Genomic DNA, 21,376 nt, shown 5'->3' on the forward strand with positions numbered 1-21,376 from the left:
CTTGGACGAAATAAGGGAGTGAGGTCTGGCGCGCGATTGAATGGGCAGAATCACGTGCCAACGGTATCAAGAAATTCTTGGTTTGCCGTCAATGGCCGGTGCTGTGTCCTTTGTAGCAGGTGCGACGCTTGGCAGATGGCGGGCAATGACCCCGCGATAGGCTGCGGCGCCGAGGCAGGCCCCGATAATCGGTGCGAAAACCGGAACCAGGAAGTACGGGATATCGCGCCCGCCGGTGAAGGAAATGTCACCCCTGCCAGCGAAGAACGTCATCAATTTAGGGCCGAAGTCACGGGCGGGGTTCATGGCGAAACCGGTCAGCGGTCCCATCGAACTGCCGATCACAGCGATCAGCAAACCAATCAGGACTGGCGCCAGCGGGCCGTTCGGCAGGCCATTGTTGTCGTCAGTCAGGGACATGATCACGCCCATCAGAATGGCGGTGATGATCACCTCGACCAGAAAGGCCTGTGAGGTGGACAGGCTCGGATTGGGAAAGGTGGAGAACACCGACGCCAATTCCAGGCTGGCTTCAGTGCCGCGAACCATATGGTGAGTTTGTTCGAAATCGAAGAATAGATTGCTGTACAGCGTGTAAACCAACAAGGCGCCACAAAAGGCACCCGCCACTTGGGCCAGGATGTAGAACGGCAGTTTGCGCTTTTCGAAGTCGGCGAAAATGCTCAGCGCGATGCTGACGGCAGGGTTGAGATGAGCGCCGGAAACCCCGGCGGTCAGGTAGATCGCCATGCTCACGCCGATACCCCAGATGATGCTGATTTCCCACAGACCAAAGCTGGCACCCGCGACTTTGAGGGCGGCGACGCAACCCGTACCAAAAAAGATGAGCAAAGCAGTACCCAGGAACTCGGCCATGCATTGGCTCGAGAGCGACGGTTGTTGTAAAGCGGTTGTCATTGAAACCTCATTTTTTATTGTCTGGCGCTTTCTTTCCATCATGGTCAAAGCGCGTTTTTTCACCGGGTCAGGATCCCCATCCATTGCCCGGTTTGTTGCTGGGTGCTGCGGTAGGACGTTTCGTGCAGTTTCAAAAACGAAAAAATATAGACAAGAAACACTGCTGTCAAAGGTCGAAAGTGAACCGTCAGTCAGAATGCAACTATTCGTCGCATGAATGACCTATTGATTGAATGGACGGAAGGGCGCGCCATAGAGCCTTTTGTGGACCAATGTCCTAGAATCCCGCCCAATATTTTCTACCGCCGCCAAGTCTGGAGCTGTCATGACACCCGCATTGGATTTGTTGAAAAAAGTTCGCGCCGAACACCGAGTGCACAGTTATGAGCATGACCCGAAGGCCGCTTCCTATGGGCTGGAGGCGGCGGAGAAACTCGGGCTCGACCCTGCGCAGGTGTTCAAGACCCTGCTGGCCGCCAGTGAGAAAGGAGAGTTGCTGGTCGCGGTAGTGCCCGTTGCCGGCACCTTGGACTTGAAGGCCCTGGCTCACGCGGCCGGGGTGAAAAAGGTCGAAATGGCCGATCCTGCGGCGGCGCAGCGTTCAACCGGTTATCTGTTGGGTGGGATCAGTCCGTTGGGGCAGAAGAAGCGCTTGCGCACGTTTATCGATAATTCGGCTCAGCCTTTTGCGAGCATTTTTGTCAGCGCAGGTCGACGCGGTCTGGAAGTTGAATTGGCCCCTGCCGTGCTCGCCGAACACACCCAGGCGAAGTTCGCTGACATCGGGCGCGCCTGAGTCGCTGTATGGCGAAAATTAGTCAGCACTGTCACTGGTGCAGCGTTGTCGACCGCTTCATGCTCAAGGGCAAAACACAAGGAGACGGTTATGCAGCTTGAGTTTCACCAGGTCGATGCGTTCAGTGATCGGCCATTTGGCGGCAACCCGGCAATGGTTTACCGGCTCGATGCCTGGCTCGCCGATGAGTTGATGCAGAAAATCGCCGCGGAGCACAATCTCGCCGAAACGGCCTTCGTGGTACGTGAAGGGCAGGGTTGGCGCATCCGCTGGTTCACTCCGACCACCGAGGTTCCATTGTGCGGTCATGCAACGCTGGCCAGCGCTTATGTATTGTTTGAAATCTATAAAGAGCCGGTCGAGCGTCTGGACTTCACCTGTCAATCCGGTCCGTTGAGTGTGAGTCGCGACGGTGGGCGTCTGTGGCTGGACTTTCCGGCGATCGTTCCTTCGGAAATAGGTGTGAGCCTGGATGTCGAGCGCGCCCTGGGCGTGGAAGCCATCGATGTGCTGGGTTCGAATGAGCTGTTCGTGGTGCTGGAGTCCGAGCAGGCGGTGCTCGACTGCAAGCCTGACATGGTTGCCCTGGCGAAGCTGCCCTGGCTGGGGGCGATCGTGACCGCCCGGGGCACCAAGCACGATTTCGTGTCGCGCTATTTCGCTCCAGCCATTGGCATCAATGAAGATCCCGTGACCGGGTCGACCCATTGCTGTCTGATTCCGTATTGGTCGGCGCGGTTGGGCAAGTCGAGCCTGACGGCTTATCAATGTTCGGCGCGGGGCGGAGAGTTGTTCTGCCGATTGGAGGGGGAGCGGGTGAAGATCGGCGGTAATGCGACGCTGGTGGCGAGCGGAACGTTGATGCTGGATTAAACCGATTCCTTTGTGGGAACGAGCTTGCTCGCTCCCACAGGGATTGTGTTTCTCAGTGAGTAGCGCTGTACCGCCGGACACCGGATTCGACGACCGGAATCTGTGCCGCCGTGCTGCCGGAAGCCTGGAATAGCACCAGGTGTTCCGCCGCGACCCGAATACCCACCTCCACACCCGTCTGATGATCGACATGGCTGGGGAAGATCGACTCAAGTTGTGCGCCGGTTGCCAGTTGCAGGCGATACAAGGTCGAAGCACCGAGGAAGGTCTTGCCGACGATCCGCGCCTTCAGCGCGCTGTCCGGCGCATAAACGATGTCGTCCGGACGCAACAGCACATCCACCGCACCACCGACCGGCCAGGTGTAGGCACGGTTGCCGCGCAACTCGCCCAATTCGGTCTGCACCGACTCAGGACTGCTCAGTTGGCCACGAATGAAATAACCCTGGCCGATGAAGCTGGCCACAAAGGGTGTCAGCGGTTCGTGATAGAGGTTGTAGGGCGTATCCCACTGCTCCAGGCGACCTTCCTTGAACACGCCAACGTGATCACTGACGGCGAATGCTTCTTCCTGATCGTGGGTCACCAGAATCGCACTGGTGCCGCGGGCCTTGAGGATGTCACGAACCTCATGGCTGAGCTTGCGGCGCAATTCACCATCGAGATTGGAAAACGGTTCGTCGAGCAGTAGCAGCTGCGGCTCCGGCGCCAGGGCGCGGGCCAGGGCGACACGTTGCTGTTGGCCACCGGAAAGCTCATGGGGGAAGCGCTTGCCGAGGTTTTTCAGGTTGACCAGTTCCAGCAACTCTTCGGTGACGCGATCCTTTTGCGGGTGCTTGCGGATCCCGAAGGCAATGTTGTCGGCCACGCTCAAATGGGGAAACAGCGCGTAGTCTTGAAACACCATGCCGATGCGGCGCTTCTCCGGTGCAAGGGTGAAGCCGGCACTGGAAATCGTTTCGCCCGCCAGCTGGATGTCACCTTCGTGCACCGGTTCGAAACCGGCAATCGCACGCAGGGTGGTGGTCTTGCCGCAGCCCGAAGAGCCGAGCAGGCAACCGATGTCGCCCGCATTCAAATGCAGGTTGAGGTTCTGCACGACCCGCTGGTCTTGATAGCCGCAGGCGAGGTTGCGCAGGTTAAGCAGGAGTGGCTGACTCATGCGTGGTGGTACGAAGGTGGAACGAGAAATTCGAGCAGGGCCTTTTGCGCGTGAAGACGGTTTTCAGCCTGGTCCCACGCGACCGAGCGCGGGTCGTCGAGCAGATCGACACTGATTTCTTCGCCCCGGTGCGCGGGCAGGCAGTGCATGAACAGAACGTCCGGGGCAGCCAGGTCAAGCAGGGCACGATTGACCTGGTATGGCGCGAACAGCTCCAGACGCTTGGCGGTTTCCTCTTCCTGGCCCATGGAGGTCCAGACATCGGTGCTGACCAGATGCGCGCCGCGTACGGCATCTTTCGGATCACGCACGATGGTCACCCGATCACCGGCCTGGGCCAGAAACTCCGGGTTCGGCTCATAGCCTTCCGGGCAGGCGACGCGCAACTGGAAGTCGAACTGGATCGCCGCTTCTATATAGCTGTTGCACATGTTGTTGCCGTCACCGATCCAGGCCACGGTCTTGCCCTGGATGGCGCCGCGGTGTTCCAGGAAGGTCTGCATGTCGGCCAGCAACTGGCACGGGTGCAAATCGTCGGACAGGCCGTTGATCAGCGGCACGCGCGAATTGGCGGCGAATTGGGTCAGGGTGCTGTGGGAAAACGTGCGGATCATCACCGCATCGAGCATGCTCGACATGACGATGGCAGCATCACTGATCGGCTCGCCACGGCCCAGTTGGGTGTCGCGTGGCGACAGGAAGATCGCCTGGCCACCGAGCTGGATCATGCCGGCTTCGAAGGAAATGCGGGTGCGGGTCGAGGATTTTTCGAAAATCATCCCGAGCACGCGATTTTTCAGGGGCTCGAACAGTACGCCGCGGTTACGCAGGTCCTTGAGCTCAACGCCTCGACGGATCACGCTGACCAGCTCTTCGGGCGTGCAATCCATCAGGGAGAGAAAGTGCCTTGCGCTCATCATTGACTACCTTTTTGCTACAAACCGCAGATGCTCAAAGCCTTGTTTAACGGAACAACGGGCGAGACCTGCGGCGTAAGCCGCACGGGGCGACGAAATAAGGGAAGGCGCGATCTTATAATTAAATGTCGCGTCTTACCAATAGGGCTACGGTTTTTAGGGGATTTCAGAGGGGCTACGGGTTCACCGCAGTAGCGCTTTTGAAGCCTGTTTCCTGACAGTAGCCGGGTCTTTGTACACCGGCCCCGCTCAGCTTGGCAATCAAGCGAGGCGTTGGCGGTGCATTGTGGTCGGTTTTATGACCTGTTGTTTGCAGGCTTCGTGTACAGCGCTGCCAATCTGAAACACTTGCTAACGCAAGGTGCTGGGTTATAAATAAATCACGAGTGATGCAGGAAGCCTTGGCATGGAATCGAAAGAACAGCAGTTGATGGAGTTGCTCGGCCTGACGGCCCGCTCCCTGACTCACCTGACCGCCTCGATGACCTCGATGTCCTTCGAACTCTTGCGAAGTGACGACAAAGTGACCCGGGAAGCCGCGCGACGCATGATCGACCGCATGGTTACCATCAGCGCCGGGCTGGACGAGCATTGGCGCCTGATCGGCGAACTGACCGGAGTGCAGGCCGCCCACGAACCGATCGAAACCGTCCAGCCGCTCCAGTCGCAGGTGCCGCCCGGGCTGCCATCGAGCTGATCGTCAGCGGCCATCGGCTGGCCTGATGGCCACCAATTCACAAGACGAACGTCGCTGGCGCGCTGGCGGGGCAGGCGCCATAGTTTTGTTCCCGCGGCCGACATTGCCCGCCCAGAACAAGACAGAGACTGGCCATGACCAAGACTCTCCATCACCGTGCGTGCCACCTGTGTGAAGCCATCTGTGGCCTGACCATCGAAACCACCGAGCTCGAAGGCCGTGTGCAGATCACTTCGATCAAGGGCGATCCGCTGGATACGTTCAGCCGTGGGCATATCTGCCCCAAGGCTGTCGCCCTGCAGGACATTCAGAACGACCCGGACCGTCTGCATCAACCCATGTTACGCGTGGGCAGCGAATGGCAGCCCATCGAGTGGCAGGACGCCTTCAACCTTGTGGCCGAACGCCTGGCGGCGATTCAGGAGCGTCATGGGCAAAACGCGGTGGCGGTCTATCAAGGCAACCCCAGCGTGCACAACTATGGACTGATGACCCACAGCAATTACTTCCTCGGTCTGTTGAAAACCCGCAACCGGTTTTCCGCGACGTCGGTCGATCAATTGCCCCATCACCTGACCAGTCATTTGATGTATGGCCACGGTCTGCTGCTGCCGATCCCGGACATCGATCACACCGACTTCATGCTGATCCTCGGTGGTAATCCGCTGGCCTCCAACGGCAGTATCATGACTGTGCCGGATGTGGAAAAGCGCTTGAAGGCGATCCAGGCCCGGGGCGGCAAAGTGGTGGTGGTCGACCCGCGCCGCAGCGAAACGGCAGCGATCGCCGACCAGCATCTGTTCGTGCGCCCAGGTGGCGATGCAGCCTTGCTGTTCGGCTTGCTCAATACTTTGTTCACCGAAGGTCTGACCCGCGACAGTCATTTGCCGGTGGATGGCCTGGATGAGGTGCGCGAGGCTGTTGCAGGTTTCACCGCCGAGGCCATGAGCCCGTTGTGCGCGGTGCCGGCCGAGCAGATCCGCCAGTTGGCGCGGGACTTCGCCGCAGCGCCAAGCGCGGTTTGCTATGGCCGCATGGGCGTCTCGACCCAAGCGTTCGGCACGCTGTGCCACTGGGTCGTGCAATTGATCAACCTGGTCACCGGTAACCTCGATCGCGTCGGGGGCGCGATGTGCACCGAGCCGGCGGTGGACCTGGTGGCCTCCACATCGGGTGGGCACTTCAATCTGTGGCAGAGCCGAGTTTCGGGGCGCCCCGAATATGCTGGCGAGTTGCCCGTGTCGGCGCTGGCCGAGGAGATGCTGACCGAGGGAGAAGGGCAGGTCCGTGCGCTGATCACCGTGGCGGGCAATCCGGTATTGTCCACGCCCAATGGCCGACAACTGGAACAGGCGCTGGACGGGCTGGAGTTCATGGTCAGCGTCGATTTGTACATCAATGAAACCACGCGCTATGCCGACCTGATCCTGCCATCCACCTCGGCGCTGGAAAACGACCACTACGACACCACGTTCAATATGTTTGCGGTGCGTAACGTCAGTCGGTTCAATCGCGCAATCCTGGCCAAGCCTGAAGGCGCGCTGCATGACTGGGAGATTTTTGTCGGGTTGGCCAAGGCCTTCGCCGCAAAGACCGGCAAGGAATTGAAACCGACCATCGCCCCTTCGCAAATGATCGATCGCGGCTTGCGCATGGGGCTGTATGGCGATGCCTCGGAACACAAACTGTCTTTGGCAACGCTGTTCGATCATCCTCATGGGGTCGATCTGGGGGCGCTGAAACCCAATCTGGCGCCACGTCTGAAAACCGCCAATCAGCGAATCCAGGCCGCTCCAGCCGCGATCCTTGCCGATCTGGCGCGCTTTGCCGCATTGCGGGCACCGGCTGCTGACGAGTTATTGATGATCGGCCGTCGTCATGTACGCAGCAATAACTCATGGATGCACAACTATCACCGGTTGGTGAAAGGCAAGCCGCGTCATCAGTTGTTGATGCACCCGGATGACCTGGCCAGTCGCGGCTTGAGTGACGGGCAGCGTGTGCGGATCAGCTCCCGGGTCGGCACGATCGAAGTTGAAGTGCTCGGCAGCCTGGATATGATGAAAGGTGTGGTCAGCCTTCCGCACGGCTGGGGCCATGCGCGACCCGGTGTGCAAATGACCATTGCCAGTGGCCAGCCAGGCTCCAGCGCCAACGACCTGACGGACGAGTGTCAACTCGATGAGTTGTCGGGCAATGCGGCGTTGAACGGTGTTCCGGTGACCGTGGCGGCGGCCTGATCGTATCTGACGGAGAGACCGAGCAGGGTGCTCGGCTTTCCGTTACAATGCGCCACCGTGCCGACCCATGAGTCGGAAAGTTCAGCCGAGGTGCTCCATGGATATCATCGAAACGATTAAAGAGCAGATTGCCAACAACACCATTCTGCTTTACATGAAAGGCTCGCCGAATGCCCCGCAGTGTGGCTTCTCCGCGAAAGCCGCGCAGGCCGTGATGGCGTGTGGTGAAAAGTTTGCGTACGTGGACATCCTGCAAAACCCGGAAATCCGCGCCAACCTGCCAAAATACGCCAACTGGCCGACCTTCCCGCAACTGTGGGTGGCGGGTGAGCTGGTTGGCGGTAGCGACATCATGACCGAGATGTCCGCTGATGGTTCGCTGCAGGCGCTGATCAAGGACGCTGCTGCCAAGGCTGCTGCCCAGAAGACCGAAGCCTGATTCGCTTCCTGTAGGAGCGAGCCCGCTCGCGATGGGCTAAAGAGCACTGTGGGGAACCAGGTTCCCCGCGTTATCGTTAACGACCATCGCAAGCAAGCTCAGCTCCTGCAAGAGCAAGTACAAAAAAGCCCCGCCTCTGTAAATGAGAGCGGGGCTTTTTATTGCATCGAGATCAATGGCGGAGAACTTACTCGTCGTCGCCCATCTGCGATTGCAGGTAGTTCTCGATACCAATCTTGTCGATCAGGCCAAGTTGGGTTTCCAGCCAGTCGATATGTTCTTCTTCGGACTCAAGGATATCTTCAAGCAGTTCACGGCTGCCGAAGTCGCCCACTGTTTCGCAATGAGCAATGGCCACCTTGAGGTCGGCATGACCGGTGCGCTCGATGCGCAGGTCGCACTCAAGCATTTCCTTGGTGTGTTCGCCGATCTGCAGCTTGCCCAGGTCCTGAACGTTCGGCAGGCCCTCCAGGAACAGGATGCGCTTGATCAGCTTGTCCGCGTGCTTCATCTCGTCGATGGATTCGTGGTACTCGTGTTTGCCGAGCTTGTTCAGGCCCCAGTCTTCATACATGCGCGCATGCAGAAAGTACTGATTGATCGCGACCAGCTCATTGCCAAGGATTTTGTTGAGATGCTGGATGACTGTTACGTCGCCTTTCATGATGGGGTCCTGCCCTTTATTAGCTATCAATAAGTCGGAGTTTGAGCCGCACACTTAATAGTGTCAAACCTAAGTTATTGAAACTTATATGAAAATTAATAGGAATAAGAATGTTTGTGTTCCGCGTCTGGAACATAAGCGATTGATTTGCTGGCATAAAAAAACCGGACATGCGTCCGGTTTTTTGAAATACGGTATTTATGCTGCTGTAAATTCTGCTGGAAAAGGAATCGCTGCCTGGGCCGTTTGCAGTTTCGTCAGGGTCTCGCGTACCACTTCCTTGGCGAGGCAGGCACATTTGCCGCATTGACCGGCAACGCCGGTTGCCTGGCGGACTTCCTTGTAGCTGCAGCATCCTTCATAGATCGCATCGCGGATTTGGCCGTCGGTGACGCCAGTGCAGAGGCAAACATACATAAGTGAAGACCGTCGCTTGTTTATGCTCGAATGCGGTGGATCTTAATGTTAACGAGAATGATTGTCAAAGTGCTTTCCGAACGCTTTTTCCGGCGCTGACGAACGGTTGCTTCCAGGGCGGGTGAAACGAAATCCGGCCTGGCGTTTTCAGGGATCGAGGGAAAAACCGTTGAGGACAGGTCAAACACGCAGTGTATGATGGCCGGTCTTTCCGAAACGGGTTTGTGTCACAGGGCTGTCGCCTGAGGGTGGCAGGCTGGCACCAACCCTGTTTTTACGTTTCTACACCAGGAGATATCCAATGAGCGTACTCGTAGGCAAACAAGCCCCTGACTTCACCGTACCGGCCGTACTCGGCAATGGCGAAATCGTTGACAGCTTCACCCTGTCTTCGGCCATCAAAGGCAAATACGGCCTGGTGTTCTTCTACCCGCTGGACTTCACCTTCGTTTGCCCGTCCGAGCTGATCGCTCTGGACAACCGCCTGGCTGACTTCAAGGCGCGCAACGTGGAAGTGGTCGCTGTGTCGATCGACTCGCACTTCACCCACAACGCATGGCGCAACACCCCGGTGAACAACGGCGGTATTGGCCAGGTGGGTTACACCATGGCTGCCGACATCAAGCAGGAAATCATGAAGGCCTACGACGTTCAGTCCGCTGACGGCGTTGCTTTCCGTGGCGTGTTCCTGATCGACGACAAGGGCGTTGTTCGCTCGCAGATCGTCAACGACCTGCCGCTGGGCCGTAACATGGAAGAGCTGATCCGTCTGGTCGACGCTCTGCAATTCCACGAAGAGCACGGCGAAGTTTGCCCTGCCAACTGGAAAAAAGGCGACAAAGGCATGAACGCTTCGCCAGAAGGCGTTGCGGCTTACCTGACCGAGCACGCTGCTGCGCTGTAAGGCACGTTCCAGGTACAAAAAAACCGGCCTCTGAGGCCGGTTTTTTTATGCGCGGGATAGAGACCCTGTAGGAGCGAGCTCGCTCGCGATGGATTCCAGAATGCCACGGGGAACCAGACAGCCCGCGTTATCGTTGTCCACCCTCGCGAGCAAGCTCGCTCCTACAGGTGTATCCGGGGCCGCAATCAATCGTCGAAATCTTCCCAGCCGCCCATCTGTTTCCAGCGGTTGACGATGCCGCAGAACAGCTCGGCCGTCTTCTCGGTGTCGTAGCGAGCCGAGTGAGCCTCGCGACCGTCGAAGTCGATATCGGCTGCCTGACAGGCCTTGGCCAGCACGGTTTGGCCATAAGCCAGGCCGGCCAGGGTCGCGGTATCGAAACTGGAGAACGGGTGAAACGGGTTGCGCTTCATGTCCAGGCGCGCGACCGCAGCGTTGAGGAAGCCCAAGTCGAAGCTGCTGTTGTGCCCGACCAGGATCGCCCGTTTGCAGCCATTGGCCTTGAGGGCCTTGCGTACGCCACGGAAGATGTCGTTCAGGGCGGTTTCTTCACTCACGGCCATGCGCAACGGGTGATCAAGCTTGATCCCGGTGAATTCCAGGGCGGCTGCTTCGATGTTCGCGCCTTCGAACGGCTCGACACGGAAGAAGTAGGTGTGATCCGGGTACACAAACCCCTTTTCATCCATGGCGATGGTGGTCGCGGCAATTTCCAGAAGGGCGTCGGTGGCCGAGTTGAAGCCACCGGTTTCTACGTCGACGACAACGGGCAGGTAACCACGGAACCTGGCAGCCATTGGATGACGGGGACCGCCTCCGCCGCCATGACCTTCCTGTTCGTCGTCGAAATGCTCTTCACTCACGCGTGTTCCTCCAGCAGGCGCCAGCGCAGTTTTTCACCGGCGCGCAGCGGGATAACGGTCAGCTCGCCAAACGGCAGGCTGGTGGGGGCGGTCCATTCTTCGCGGACCAGGGTGATGCGATCGGTGTTCGCCGGCAGGCCATAGAACCGCGGGCCGTTGAGGCTGGCGAAGGCTTCCAGCTTGTCCAGCGCATTGCGCTGTTCGAAGGCTTCGGCATACATCTCGATCGCGGCATAGGCGGTGTAGCAGCCAGCGCAGCCACAAGCGGCTTCTTTGGCATGCTGGGCGTGGGGCGCCGAGTCTGTGCCGAGGAAGAACTTCTCGCTGCCGCTGGTGGCGGCGTCGAGCAGGGCTTCCTGGTGCGTATTGCGCTTGAGGATCGGCAGGCAGTAGAAGTGCGGCCGAATCCCGCCCACCAGCATGTGGTTGCGGTTGTATAGCAGGTGATGCGCTGTGATGGTCGCGCCCACGTTGGCCGAAGCCGATTTGACGAACTGCACGGCGTCTGTGGTCGTGATGTGTTCGAACACCACTTTGAGGGTCGGGAAACGCTCGACCACACGGCGCATGTGCTCATCGATGAAGATCTTTTCGCGGTCGAACACATCGACATCGCCACGGGTGACTTCGCCGTGGATCAACAAGGGCATTCCGACTTCGGCCATGGCCTCCAGTGCAGGAAAGATCTTGTCGATGCTGGTGACGCCAGAGTCCGAGTTGGTGGTCGCGCCGGCCGGGTACAACTTGGCGGCGTGGACGAAACCGCAGGCCTTGGCCTCGCGAATTTCTTCAGGCTGGGTGCGGTCGGTCAGGTACAGGACCATCAGCGGTTCGAAATGGCTGCCGGCCGGGCGAGCAGCGAGAATCCGCTGGCGATAGCCGTCGGCCTCAGCCGCATTACGGACCGGCGGAACCAGGTTGGGCATGATGATGGCGCGACCAAAGGTGCGCGCGACATCCGCAACGGTATTGGTCAACACGGCACCATCGCGAAGATGAATGTGCCAGTCGTCGGGACGCAGCAGGGTCAGGCGGTCGGACATGAGGGGATTCCAGGCGGGTCAAACTGAGGGGAATGCTACCGGAAAAGACTCTTGCAGGCACTCGCTATCAAGTTTTACGGGAAGCTTCCGATATCCAACAGGTATGCCGTAAACATATGTGTGTCGGTCTTTTTGTTGTAGAAGCCAGTGGAGCCGCCCGTGCGCCAGCGTTATTTAGCCTTGCTCAGTGTGTTTGCCAGCCTTCCTGCGATGGCGCTCACTTTCCAGACCCGACTGGAGAGCATCGAGTGGACGGTCGAAGGTGACAAGTTCGAATGCAGACTGACCCAGCCGATCACTGATTTCGGCTCGGGACAATTCGTGCGCCGTGCTGGCGAGCAGGCGACGTTTCGTCTGAATGCCTACAACGCCATGATGGGCGGTGGGTCGGCCACCTTGCTGGCGGCGGCTGCGCCGTGGCAACCGGGGCGGGGCGATATCAACCTGGGTTCGGTGAGAATCGGCAGCGGCAATGTGCTGTTCAACAGTTCGCAGGCGCAGGCCGGGCGATTGATCAGTGGCCTGATGGACGGACGCAGTCCTGTGATCCGGCATTCTTCGGGGGATGGCCGCGTGTCGGAAGTGCGGTTGCTGCCGGTCAAGTTCAGCAAGGCGTTTGCCGACTATCAGGGGTGTGTGGCCAAGTTGTTGCCGCAAAACTTCGAGCAGGTGAAACAATCCGAAGTCGGCTTCCCCGGTGGCGGTATCGACCTGGATGCGGCGGCGAAAGCCAAGCTGCAGGTGATGCTGGAGTACATGAAGGCCGATCCGACGGTCAATCACATCGAACTCGACGGCCACTCCGACAACAGCGGCAACCGCCTGACCAACCGTGAGCTGTCGCGGCGCCGGGCCCTGGCGGTCATGGAATTCTTCAAGGCCAATGGCATTCAGGAATCGCAGGTCACCATGCGCTTCCACGGTGAGCGTTACCCGTTGGCACCCAACACCAACAATACCAACCGGGCCAAGAACCGTCGGGTCGCCGTTCGCCTGGAACGCGGAGCTCCGCCGGAGCAGGTGGCCCCGCAGGCCACGAAGCCAAGCACGTCGGCGACTTCCTGACTCGCCGGTCATCGTCGCGCTCTCGACATAATCTGTCGCTTCGTCGTCATAAGCTGTCGCGCCTCTGTAAATTATCCTGCATGAGCGGTAGACTTCCCGGCTTTCCGTAGAACCCCGTGGAGTGATGGCATGGCGGACGTAAACAAGGTCGTTCTGGCGTATTCCGGCGGCCTGGACACTTCGGTGATCCTCAAGTGGCTGCAGGATACTTATAACTGTGAAGTGGTGACCTTCACCGCTGACCTGGGTCAGGGCGAAGAGGTCGAACCGGCACGCGCCAAGGCTCAGGCCATGGGCGTGAAAGAGATCTACATCGACGACTTGCGCGAAGAGTTCGTGCGCGATTTCGTTTTCCCGATGTTCCGCGCCAACACCGTTTACGAAGGCGAGTACCTGCTGGGTACTTCCATCGCTCGTCCGTTGATCGCCAAACGCCTGATCGAAATCGCCAACGAAACCGGCGCTGACGCCATTTCCCACGGCGCCACCGGCAAGGGCAACGACCAGGTTCGTTTCGAACTGGGCGCCTATGCCTTGAAACCAGGTGTGAAAGTGATTGCCCCTTGGCGCGAGTGGGACCTGCTGTCCCGCGAGAAGCTGATGGACTACGCCGAGAAGCACGGCATCCCGATCGAGCGTCACGGCAAGAAGAAATCCCCGTACTCGATGGATGCCAACCTGCTGCACATCTCCTATGAAGGCGGCGTGCTGGAAGACACCTGGACCGAGCACGAAGAAGACATGTGGCGTTGGACCGTCTCCCCGGAGAAGGCGCCTGACAAGCCGCAGTATCTGGAATTGACCTACCGCAACGGCGACATCGTCGCACTGGACGGCGTCGAAATGACCCCGGCTACCGTGCTGGCGACGCTGAACCGTATCGGTGGCGAACACGGCATCGGCCGTCTGGACATCGTCGAGAACCGTTACGTGGGCATGAAGTCCCGTGGCTGCTACGAGACACCTGGCGGCACCATCATGCTGCGCGCCCACCGTGCGATCGAATCGATCACCCTGGACCGCGAAGTGGCTCACCTCAAGGACGAGTTGATGCCGAAGTACGCCAGCCTGATCTACACCGGCTACTGGTGGAGCCCAGAGCGTCTGATGCTGCAACAGATGATCGACGCGTCCCAGGCTCACGTGAATGGCGTTGTGCGCCTGAAGCTGTACAAGGGCAATGTGATCGTGACCGGTCGCAAGTCCGACGAGTCGTTGTTCGATGCCAACATCGCGACCTTCGAGGAAGATGGCGGCGCCTACAATCAGGCCGACGCGGCAGGTTTCATCAAGCTCAACGCATTGCGCATGCGCATTGCTGCGAACAAGGGCCGGAAGCTTTTCTGAGACCTTTGAGCGGGTAAGGGATTTGTGGCCTCGTCATCGACGAGGCCACAAGCCCGAAATAGTGTTTATCTGGTCCTTCGACATCGCGATTTTCTTGTCACCCTCTTTATCTGCTATCTGTCTCCCTCTGATATTTCCCGCACGTCTCTGATATCGATTGGCCGCTATGGTCAATGACCGTCACCTCATGTGAGTTCAAATTGTAAGCAGCGCAAAATGTGGTGCTAGGGCACTTGTGCGTCAGCTTGGAATGTTTGATTGCACAGTTTTTCAGTACGGTCTCCGATTCTGCGCAGGTGAGAAACAAAATCACGTGTGCCTGCCTGTCCCGTGGCCTTTCGATATTCTCCAATAAAGCGCTGAACTCGATTTTTTTGCTCAGGCAGCGTGCATCAATGATGCACAACTCCTTGAGCAGCGCGGTCATTCGGATGTGATATTCAACCGAGAGCCGATCCTCCAGGCCTGGGTCTACGAGCGAGGCCTGGGCGGCGCAGGGGGGCGAAGCGGATCGCCAGGCATCCACTGGCTTATGCCGTTCAGTCTGTTCACTTGAGGTCGTTGTGTGACTGTTTTCCGGATGCTTGGGCTTGTCCAGCACTTTTATGAAGTGCTTTCCCTTGTCAAAATCCGAAGGCGCATACAGCGACCGATAATTAAAGTTGAGTGTGACGAAGAATAGAAGCAGTAAATAAAAGGGGAAGCTGATCAGGAACCATATGTAAATTTCTCTTTCCTTATTGTCCAGAAAGGGTAGGGAAATTGCTGCGGATGTTTCAGAAAGTGTTGCGAATATCGCGATAACGGTCATGGGGTTGGTGATTCTTTTTTTGAGTTTTGTCATGTCTTTCACTCATATTTAATTTGTCTTTTCTCGGTGGGTTAATGAAACTATTTTAGTTTGGTGTTGTTAATGATTTGAATTTATATGGGGAGTATATCTATTTTAATGTGTGTGAACGTTGTGTTGATTTAATTTGGCTTGGCTGGAAGTGGGTTTTAAAGTGTGTCTTTGTAATGATTGTTTGTCAGGATTTTTTCGCTGTAAGAGTAAGTGGATGCGTGGTGTGTGATATTTCTGGTATGAATATAAGTACGGAAAATATCGGTTACTTTTTGGCCATTGTTGAGTGGGCTATATCAGCCAGACTGCGGTTGCTTCGATTTTTGGCTCAACTTTTTTGTTGTAAATTGATACGAAAAACCGTTGAGAATTGAATTGTCTTCCCGTGGGTTTCGTTTTCTCAGCCTTGCTGAGACGGTTTTTTTGTAAGACTAATCCGCGATATTTGTAGGGAATGTCTCTCGGTGTAGGTGGCTGGGGGGGGCGGCATGCCATGGGTGAAACGACTAGGCTATTGTGCGGGCTCTAAAAATTCGAACAGCGAAATTGGACTGCCCATGAATAAAGTGCTGATCGTGGATGATCACCCCGTCATTCGTCTTGCGGTACGTATGCTGATGGAACGTCATGGCTACGAAGTCATTGCAGAAACAGATAATGGCGTGGATGCATTGCAACTTGCGCGTGAACATATGCCGGACATTGTCATTCTGGATATTGGAATACCGAAACTGGATGGGTTGGAAGTCATTGCCCGACTGTCATCCACTGCGATGCCAATGAAAGTATTGATATTGACGTCCCAGGCGCCTGGACATTTTTCCATGCGTTGCATGCAGTCGGGGGCTGCCGGGTATGTCTGCAAGCAACAGGACCTCACTGAGTTGCTCAGTGCAATAAAGGCCGTTTTGTCCGGTTACAGCTACTTTCCCAATCAGGCCTTGCATACCGTTCGCGCTAGTTTGGGTAATGCCAGTGAAGCCGATATGGTGGATCGTCTGTCAGGACGGGAAATGATGGTCTTGCAACAGTTGGCCAAGGGCAAGACTAACAAGGAGATTGCCGATGGGATGTTCCTTAGCAACAAAACCGTTAGTACTTACAAGACTCGCCTGCTGTTGAAACTCAATGCGCGCTCTCTGGTGGACCTGATTGAATTGGCCCAGCGCAACGGGCTGGTGTGATTGCATCAAGCGATGAGCGGCATTTACCGCACGGCAGCCAAAGTAAAAAGCCTCCGTTTCGGGAGGCTTTTAGGTGTCATAGGTCAAAGTCGTAATCGGCCAATTGCTTTTGCAGTCGGCGCTCCTCCAGCAGATTGTCGATGGTACGGCGTTTGCTCAGGTTGGTTTTCGCCACTTCAACCACAGGTTCAGCGTCATCGGCCTCAATGGGGGTAAAGTCGTCTTCTACGTCCAATTGCTCTTTGCCAGTGCTCATTTAGTTACTCCAGGCTAAGACTGCCTTTGGGGCTCCTTATATCGACAATCTCCCGGCGGGTAAAAAAGATTTTTTCAATCGATAAATCAATAATTCCAATAGCGCCTCAATCGTCGGAGGTCTTGTGCTTGTATTCGCACAAGTCTTCGATGCGACAACTGCCGCAGCGGGGCTTGCGAGCCAGGCAAACATAGCGCCCGTGAAGGATCAGCCAGTGATGGGAATCGAGCAGGTATTGCTTGGGCACGAATTTCATCAGTTTTTTCTCGACCTCGACCACATTCTTGCCCGGCGCAATGCCGGTGCGGTTGCTGACTCGGAAGATATGGGTGTCCACAGCCATGGTCAGTTGGCGGAATGCTGTGTTGAGCACAACGTTGGCGGTCTTGCGGCCAACACCGGGCAGCGCTTCCAGTTCCTCTCGGGTCTGCGGCACTTCGCCAGCATGGCGCTCCACCAGCAGGCGACAGGTTTCGATCACGTTCTTCGCTTTGCTGTTGTACAGGCCGATGGTCTTGATGTATTCCGACAGTCCTTCGACGCCCAGGGCATATATCGCCGCTGGCGTATTGGCGACCGGGAACAGTTTCGCCGTGGCCTTGTTGACGCCGACATCGGTCGATTGCGCCGAGAGAATCACAGCAATCAGTAATTCAAACGGTGAGGAATAGGCCAGTTCGGTCTTCGGTTCCGGGTTGTCTTCATGCAGCCTGCGGAAAATTTCCAGACGTTTTGCGGCATTCATGGGCAGTGAGTTTCCTCGAAGACGTTCAATTTAAGGTGTGGGGCGGTGCCAGATCTGCCAGAGGGCAATCAGCAATCCCAGCAGAATGAATCCGCCTGGGGCCAGCGTGGTCAGGCGCAAGCCACCGTCGGTGGCCAATATCCAGCCTTCCCGATGCGCCGGCGCGGCATTCGTCAGCCATGACAGGTGGCTACCGAAGGTCCCGCGGCCAATGAGTTCCCGGAGCAGCCCCAGGCCCACCATCAATGCGCCGAACGAGCCATACACACGCAGGCGATCCGGCCAGGTTCTCTGGAAAAATCCAGTGCAGTCCAACACCACGCATTGCAAGGCAACCAGCCCGGCATAAATGCCCAGGTCCTGATGCCATTGCAGCGACCAGAGTTGGGCGCCGAGTTCCGCGCAACTGGTCAATGTGGCGGCGAGCAGCACGCTTGCCAGCAAGTGCGTCGCCGGGAGCAGTCGAGGCCGCAATGCATTCATGCACAGAGCGAAAATGCAGGTCACCACGATGAACATCAGCGTCAGGCCCGCAGCGGTCATCAGCGAGCCGGTAGCGCCGATCAACGGTGCAAGCATCAGCGAGTTTTGCACGAGGGATGATTTATTCATGGGAAGGACTCCCGAACAGTGCTTGCCGGTGCTCATCGCAGTAGCGCAAAGCGTCATGGGTGGCGTTGATCACCGCTCTTGATGTGATGGTCGCCCCCGCGATCTGATCGAATTGCCCCTGATCCTTTTTCAGCGCCCAGCCATTGTCGCCGGGATCGGTCCGAGACTTGCCGGAAAACATCTGAAGCCAGACATTCGGCCAATCGGCGATTCGTGCGCCAAGCCCCGGGGTTTCGGATTGCTTCAGGGTTTTGACCCCGACCAACCGGCCATTGGCATCGACGGCGATCAGCAAGTCGATGGCACCCGCATAACCCAGGGTCTGGCTGCGCAGCAACACGGCATAGGGCTGGCCGGACCTGCTTGCCAGGTAACCACCCAGCAGCGTGCTGTTGGTCAAGGCTGTGACTTCGAGTGCGAGCGGCTGTTCCAGTGGCTGATTGTCGTAGCTGTCGGGGGGCAGCAGGTCAAGCAGGTTACGACTGTCGATCAGGTGCTGTTGGGCGGCAATGCGGGAGGCGCTGGTGTATTGCACGAAGTAGGTCGAGCCAATGCCAAGACCTGCCATTACCACAAGGATCGCAACGCTCGATGCTCGGCTCATGGCGAAATCCGTTCCTGCCTGGACGCGACAAACCGCTCCAGCGCCGGTACACACAGGTTCATTAACAGGACGGCGAACGCCACGCCGTCGGGATAGCCACCCCAGGTGCGGATCAGATAGGTCAATAGTCCGACACCCGCGCCGAACAGCAGTCGTGCGCCGGGGCTTTTCGCACCGGACACCGGTTCCGTCACGATGAAAAATGCCCCCAGCATGCTGGCGCCGCTGAGCAGATGAAACAGCGGCGAACCATGGGAGTCGGAGCCCGAACCGTTCCAGCACAACAAGCTGATAAGGAACAGGCTGGCGAGCATGCCGACTGGCGCGTGCCAACTGAACAGGCGTTGTTGCAGCAGAAATGCGCCGCCCGCCAGAAACGCCAGATTCACCCATTCCACACCTCGACCACCGAATTGGCCAAATGCAGGATGAGTGGCGAACAGTTCATCCATGGTCAGGCTTTTGTTGATCCTCAAGCCGTCCAGCGCCGTGGCCTGGACCCAGGCATCCGGCATCTGACCCCAACCGAAAACTTGCTGGAGTCCGCCCATCAGGTCCATGCCGTGGGAGGATGGCCAGTGCGTCATTTGTTGCGGAAACGTCACCAGCACCAGGGCAAAGCCAAGCATCGCCGGATTGAACGGATTTTTGCCCACGCCCCCATACAAGTGCTTGCCGAACAGCATGGCGGACGCGGCGGCACTGACCGTCAACCACCAAGGGCAGTAAGGTGGCAGGGCCAGGGCCAGCAATGTCGCGCTGACCAGTGCACTGCCGTCGCCCAGGGTCGGCTGGAGTGAGCGCTTGCGCAACTTCAACACCGCCGCTTCAGCGGCCAAAGCGCTCACCGCCGCCAGAACCAGGTTGATCAAGACCCCCCAGCCGTACAGCCAGAACAACGCGAGCATGCCCGGCAGCGTAGCCAGGAGTACCCGCTGCATGGCCTGCTGAAGGCGCTCGTCGACCGCGTCAAGGGGCGACATGGGCATCCACCTGACGCTCGGCTTCCAGCAGGCGAGCGCGTGCCTTCTCCATCTGTTCGGCGGGGGTGTCGGCGCGACGTTCGAGTTTGCTGACGTCAGCGCGGGCATAGGCCAGTTCGGTCTTCAGTTGTCGGAGCTGGCTGTCGATCGGACGCTTTTCCACGCGCGCCAGGTCTGGCAAGGGTTGTTCACTGAGCGCTTCGGCGGCATGCAAGGCTTGCTCGGCCTCGCTGAGCGCGCGTTCCAGGGTTTCGATCTGTTCAGCGGGCGCTTGAAGGGTCTGAGCCTTCTTGAGTTCGGCGCGGCGCATGGCCAACTGGATCTTGGCCCGTTTCAGATCGGCATCTTTTACTGGCGCAATGGCGGGCGCGGGCGCAGCCGTGCTTTCCAGCAGCGCCAAGGCCTGCTCGGCCGCTTCGAACTGCTGTTGCAGGACGACCAACTGCGATTGCTGCTCGAAGGTCGGCGGATGGCCGAAGGCCTTGAGCGATTTGTTCAATTGCGCCCGACTCATCGCCAGATCGATCTTGGCTTTCTTCAGTGCCGCATCGGCAGTGGCGGCCTTTTGCGCGCGGACGCGTTCAAGGGCGGCCTGCACCGGGTCGAGCGTCGTTGCGCTGGGTTGGGCGGCACGTTGCGCCCGGGCCTGTCGTTCGGCAGCCTTCAGTTCTTCTTCACGTTGCAAGCGGGCGTTGCGTTGCTCGAAACGGCGTCGCGCCCGATTGCGTTTGGCCGTGCGGGCGCGTTGCTCTTCAAGGCTGAATGCCAGGCCGCCGACAATCGGCAGCACTGTGGAGATCGGCAACGGATGCATTTCAATGCAGTCGACCGGGCAGGGCGCCACGCAGAGGTCGCAACCGGTGCACTCGTCGATGATGACCGTGTGCATCAGCTTGGCCGCGCCGACGATGGCGTCTACCGGGCAGGCCTGGATGCATTTGGTGCAGCCAATGCATTCGGCCTCGCGGATATAGGCGATCTGCGCCGGAGCCGACCCCCGGCTGATGTCCAGTTCCAGCACCGGTACGTGCAGCAGTTCGGCCAGGGCGTTGATGGTTTCGCTGCCGCCCGGCGGGCACTTGTTGATGGGCTCGCCGCTGGCGATACCTTCGGCGTAGGGCTTGCATCCGGGATGGCCGCACTTGCCGCATTGAGTCTGTGGCAAGAGGGCGTCGATGCGTTGAATCAGACTCATGTTTTGATCAGTCCGCTGAATCCGAGAAAAGCCACTGCGATCAGGCCGGCGCTGATCAGGTCGATCGGCAGGCCGCGAAAGGGCAGGGGAATATCGTTATCGAGTGTGCGTTGGCGCAGGTCTTGAAACAGGCTCAGCACCAGCCAGAAACCCAGCCCGGCACCCAGGCTCAGGGCGGTGGCGTGAAAGAACCCTTGGTCATCCTCGGCGTTGAGCAGCGCTACGCCAAGCACGCCCGCATTGCCCAGCAGCAACAACCAGAGCCCCTCGAAGGAGAGTGTCGGGAATATCCGCCCCAGCAACGTCAGCAACGGAGCAATCAACAACACGCTCAAGGGCAGAAACACAAACAGCCGCAGCGAAGCCATGTCCAACGGCACCAGCAACCCGTGGTAAAGCGCATGGCCAAGGGTGCCGACAATCAACATCAGGCACGTGGTCGCGAGGCCCAGTGCATGGACCTGCTGGCGCTTGCTGCCCAGCAGCGGATCGACACCCAGCGGCCAGTGCAACACGAGGTTGTTGATCAAGGCTGCACTGATAAGCGTAAGAAGCGTTTCGGTCATGATCGTGCCGGCAAGAACGGGGCTTTTTAACGGGAGCGGTCT

The 21,376-nt window shown here is 58.1% G+C and carries 24 protein-coding genes; 9 read left to right on the plus strand and 15 right to left on the minus strand.

The window, feature by feature from the left end; all coding sequences use genetic code 11:
* Window positions 1–66 precede the first annotated feature (66 nt).
* On the minus strand, window positions 67–918 hold the full coding sequence (locus ACX3YF_RS13140) for an MIP/aquaporin family protein (protein WP_458973791.1): 852 nt from the start codon (window positions 916–918) through the stop codon (window positions 67–69).
* Between the two features lie 325 nt (window positions 919–1,243).
* Between ACX3YF_RS13140 and ybaK the strand changes: the two genes are divergently transcribed.
* The gene (gene ybaK / locus ACX3YF_RS13145; RefSeq protein ID WP_196585596.1) at window positions 1,244–1,714 is read left to right on the plus strand and encodes a Cys-tRNA(Pro) deacylase; all 471 of its coding nucleotides are present in this window, start codon (window positions 1,244–1,246) and stop codon (window positions 1,712–1,714) included.
* A 90-nt stretch (window positions 1,715–1,804) separates the two neighbouring features.
* The gene (locus ACX3YF_RS13150; RefSeq protein WP_130204462.1) at window positions 1,805–2,587 is read left to right on the plus strand and encodes a PhzF family phenazine biosynthesis protein; all 783 of its coding nucleotides are present in this window, start codon (window positions 1,805–1,807) and stop codon (window positions 2,585–2,587) included.
* A 52-nt stretch (window positions 2,588–2,639) separates the two neighbouring features.
* On the opposite strand, the gene ACX3YF_RS13155 is transcribed toward ACX3YF_RS13150, so the two are convergent.
* Window positions 2,640–3,749: an ABC transporter ATP-binding protein gene (locus ACX3YF_RS13155; RefSeq protein WP_130204463.1), complete on the minus strand. Its 1,110-nt coding sequence runs from the start codon at window positions 3,747–3,749 to the stop codon at window positions 2,640–2,642.
* Entirely contained in the window at window positions 3,746–4,666 is a 921-nt protein-coding gene (gene argF / locus ACX3YF_RS13160; RefSeq protein WP_047532701.1) for an ornithine carbamoyltransferase, read from the minus strand. Before argF ends, ACX3YF_RS13155 begins: the two co-directional genes overlap by 4 nt.
* Window positions 4,667–5,072: 406 nt before the next feature.
* On the opposite strand from argF, the gene ACX3YF_RS13165 reads away from it, so the two are divergent.
* From ACX3YF_RS13165 to grxD, 3 genes are all read left to right on the plus strand, one after another.
* Window positions 5,073–5,363 carry a type 1 glutamine amidotransferase family protein gene (locus tag ACX3YF_RS13165; protein WP_130204464.1) on the plus strand — a complete coding sequence of 97 codons (291 nt, stop codon included), beginning with the start codon at window positions 5,073–5,075 and terminating at the stop codon, window positions 5,361–5,363.
* A 134-nt stretch (window positions 5,364–5,497) separates the two neighbouring features.
* The gene (locus ACX3YF_RS13170) at window positions 5,498–7,603 is read left to right on the plus strand and encodes a molybdopterin oxidoreductase family protein (protein ID WP_130204465.1); all 2,106 of its coding nucleotides are present in this window, start codon (window positions 5,498–5,500) and stop codon (window positions 7,601–7,603) included.
* Window positions 7,604–7,700: 97 nt separating this feature from the next.
* A complete protein-coding gene (grxD, locus tag ACX3YF_RS13175) occupies window positions 7,701–8,042 on the plus strand; it encodes a Grx4 family monothiol glutaredoxin (RefSeq protein ID WP_047532696.1) in 342 nt (113 codons plus the stop codon).
* Window positions 8,043–8,229: 187 nt separating this feature from the next.
* Here grxD and bfr read toward each other — a convergent pair whose 3' ends face one another.
* Window positions 8,230–8,706, minus strand: coding sequence for a bacterioferritin (gene bfr, locus ACX3YF_RS13180; protein WP_130204466.1), 477 nt, complete (start codon window positions 8,704–8,706; stop codon window positions 8,230–8,232).
* Between the two features lie 198 nt (window positions 8,707–8,904).
* The gene (locus ACX3YF_RS13185) at window positions 8,905–9,123 is read right to left on the minus strand and encodes a bacterioferritin-associated ferredoxin (RefSeq protein ID WP_081997943.1); all 219 of its coding nucleotides are present in this window, start codon (window positions 9,121–9,123) and stop codon (window positions 8,905–8,907) included.
* Between the two features lie 301 nt (window positions 9,124–9,424).
* On the opposite strand from ACX3YF_RS13185, the gene ACX3YF_RS13190 reads away from it, so the two are divergent.
* Window positions 9,425–10,027 (plus strand): peroxiredoxin, encoded by a 603-nt coding sequence (locus ACX3YF_RS13190; protein ID WP_130204467.1) that lies wholly within the window; start codon window positions 9,425–9,427, stop codon window positions 10,025–10,027.
* A gap of 185 nt (window positions 10,028–10,212) precedes the next feature.
* Here the strand turns inward: ACX3YF_RS13190 and rnt are convergent, their stop codons facing one another.
* Both rnt and pyrC read right to left on the minus strand, forming a co-directional pair.
* Window positions 10,213–10,890 carry a ribonuclease T gene (rnt, locus tag ACX3YF_RS13195; protein ID WP_047532689.1) on the minus strand — a complete coding sequence of 226 codons (678 nt, stop codon included), beginning with the start codon at window positions 10,888–10,890 and terminating at the stop codon, window positions 10,213–10,215.
* On the minus strand, window positions 10,887–11,933 hold the full coding sequence (pyrC, locus tag ACX3YF_RS13200) for a dihydroorotase (protein WP_130204468.1): 1,047 nt from the start codon (window positions 11,931–11,933) through the stop codon (window positions 10,887–10,889). Before pyrC ends, rnt begins: the two co-directional genes overlap by 4 nt.
* A gap of 159 nt (window positions 11,934–12,092) precedes the next feature.
* On the opposite strand from pyrC, the gene ACX3YF_RS13205 reads away from it, so the two are divergent.
* Window positions 12,093–12,998 (plus strand): flagellar protein MotY, encoded by a 906-nt coding sequence (locus ACX3YF_RS13205; protein WP_130204469.1) that lies wholly within the window; start codon window positions 12,093–12,095, stop codon window positions 12,996–12,998.
* A 129-nt stretch (window positions 12,999–13,127) separates the two neighbouring features.
* Window positions 13,128–14,345 (plus strand): argininosuccinate synthase, encoded by a 1,218-nt coding sequence (locus ACX3YF_RS13210; RefSeq protein WP_130204470.1) that lies wholly within the window; start codon window positions 13,128–13,130, stop codon window positions 14,343–14,345.
* A gap of 106 nt (window positions 14,346–14,451) precedes the next feature.
* On the opposite strand, the gene ACX3YF_RS13215 is transcribed toward ACX3YF_RS13210, so the two are convergent.
* A complete protein-coding gene (locus ACX3YF_RS13215; RefSeq protein WP_130204471.1) occupies window positions 14,452–15,189 on the minus strand; it encodes a hypothetical protein in 738 nt (245 codons plus the stop codon).
* 557 nt (window positions 15,190–15,746) lie between these two features.
* On the opposite strand from ACX3YF_RS13215, the gene ACX3YF_RS13220 reads away from it, so the two are divergent.
* The gene (locus ACX3YF_RS13220) at window positions 15,747–16,373 is read left to right on the plus strand and encodes a response regulator transcription factor (protein ID WP_047532683.1); all 627 of its coding nucleotides are present in this window, start codon (window positions 15,747–15,749) and stop codon (window positions 16,371–16,373) included.
* Between the two features lie 76 nt (window positions 16,374–16,449).
* Here ACX3YF_RS13220 and ACX3YF_RS13225 read toward each other — a convergent pair whose 3' ends face one another.
* From ACX3YF_RS13225 to ACX3YF_RS13255, 7 genes are all read right to left on the minus strand, one after another.
* On the minus strand, window positions 16,450–16,629 hold the full coding sequence (locus ACX3YF_RS13225; RefSeq protein ID WP_047532681.1) for a PA3496 family putative envelope integrity protein: 180 nt from the start codon (window positions 16,627–16,629) through the stop codon (window positions 16,450–16,452).
* A gap of 106 nt (window positions 16,630–16,735) precedes the next feature.
* On the minus strand, window positions 16,736–17,374 hold the full coding sequence (gene nth, locus ACX3YF_RS13230; protein ID WP_130204472.1) for an endonuclease III: 639 nt from the start codon (window positions 17,372–17,374) through the stop codon (window positions 16,736–16,738).
* 30 nt (window positions 17,375–17,404) lie between these two features.
* Window positions 17,405–17,986 carry an Rnf-Nqr domain containing protein gene (locus ACX3YF_RS13235; RefSeq protein ID WP_130204473.1) on the minus strand — a complete coding sequence of 194 codons (582 nt, stop codon included), beginning with the start codon at window positions 17,984–17,986 and terminating at the stop codon, window positions 17,405–17,407.
* On the minus strand, window positions 17,979–18,590 hold the full coding sequence (locus ACX3YF_RS13240; RefSeq protein WP_130204474.1) for an RnfABCDGE type electron transport complex subunit G: 612 nt from the start codon (window positions 18,588–18,590) through the stop codon (window positions 17,979–17,981). Before ACX3YF_RS13240 ends, ACX3YF_RS13235 begins: the two co-directional genes overlap by 8 nt.
* Window positions 18,587–19,573, minus strand: coding sequence for an RnfABCDGE type electron transport complex subunit D (locus tag ACX3YF_RS13245; protein WP_458973792.1), 987 nt, complete (start codon window positions 19,571–19,573; stop codon window positions 18,587–18,589). The genes ACX3YF_RS13240 and ACX3YF_RS13245 overlap by 4 nt, the downstream gene beginning before the upstream one ends.
* On the minus strand, window positions 19,560–20,768 hold the full coding sequence (gene rsxB / locus ACX3YF_RS13250; RefSeq protein WP_458973793.1) for an electron transport complex subunit RsxB: 1,209 nt from the start codon (window positions 20,766–20,768) through the stop codon (window positions 19,560–19,562). Before rsxB ends, ACX3YF_RS13245 begins: the two co-directional genes overlap by 14 nt.
* Entirely contained in the window at window positions 20,765–21,334 is a 570-nt protein-coding gene (locus tag ACX3YF_RS13255) for an Rnf-Nqr domain containing protein (RefSeq protein ID WP_130204477.1), read from the minus strand. The genes rsxB and ACX3YF_RS13255 overlap by 4 nt, the downstream gene beginning before the upstream one ends.
* Between the last annotated feature and the right edge of the window lie 42 nt (window positions 21,335–21,376).

The sequence above is a fragment of the Pseudomonas fluorescens group sp. PF-69 genome, assembly GCF_054481235.1.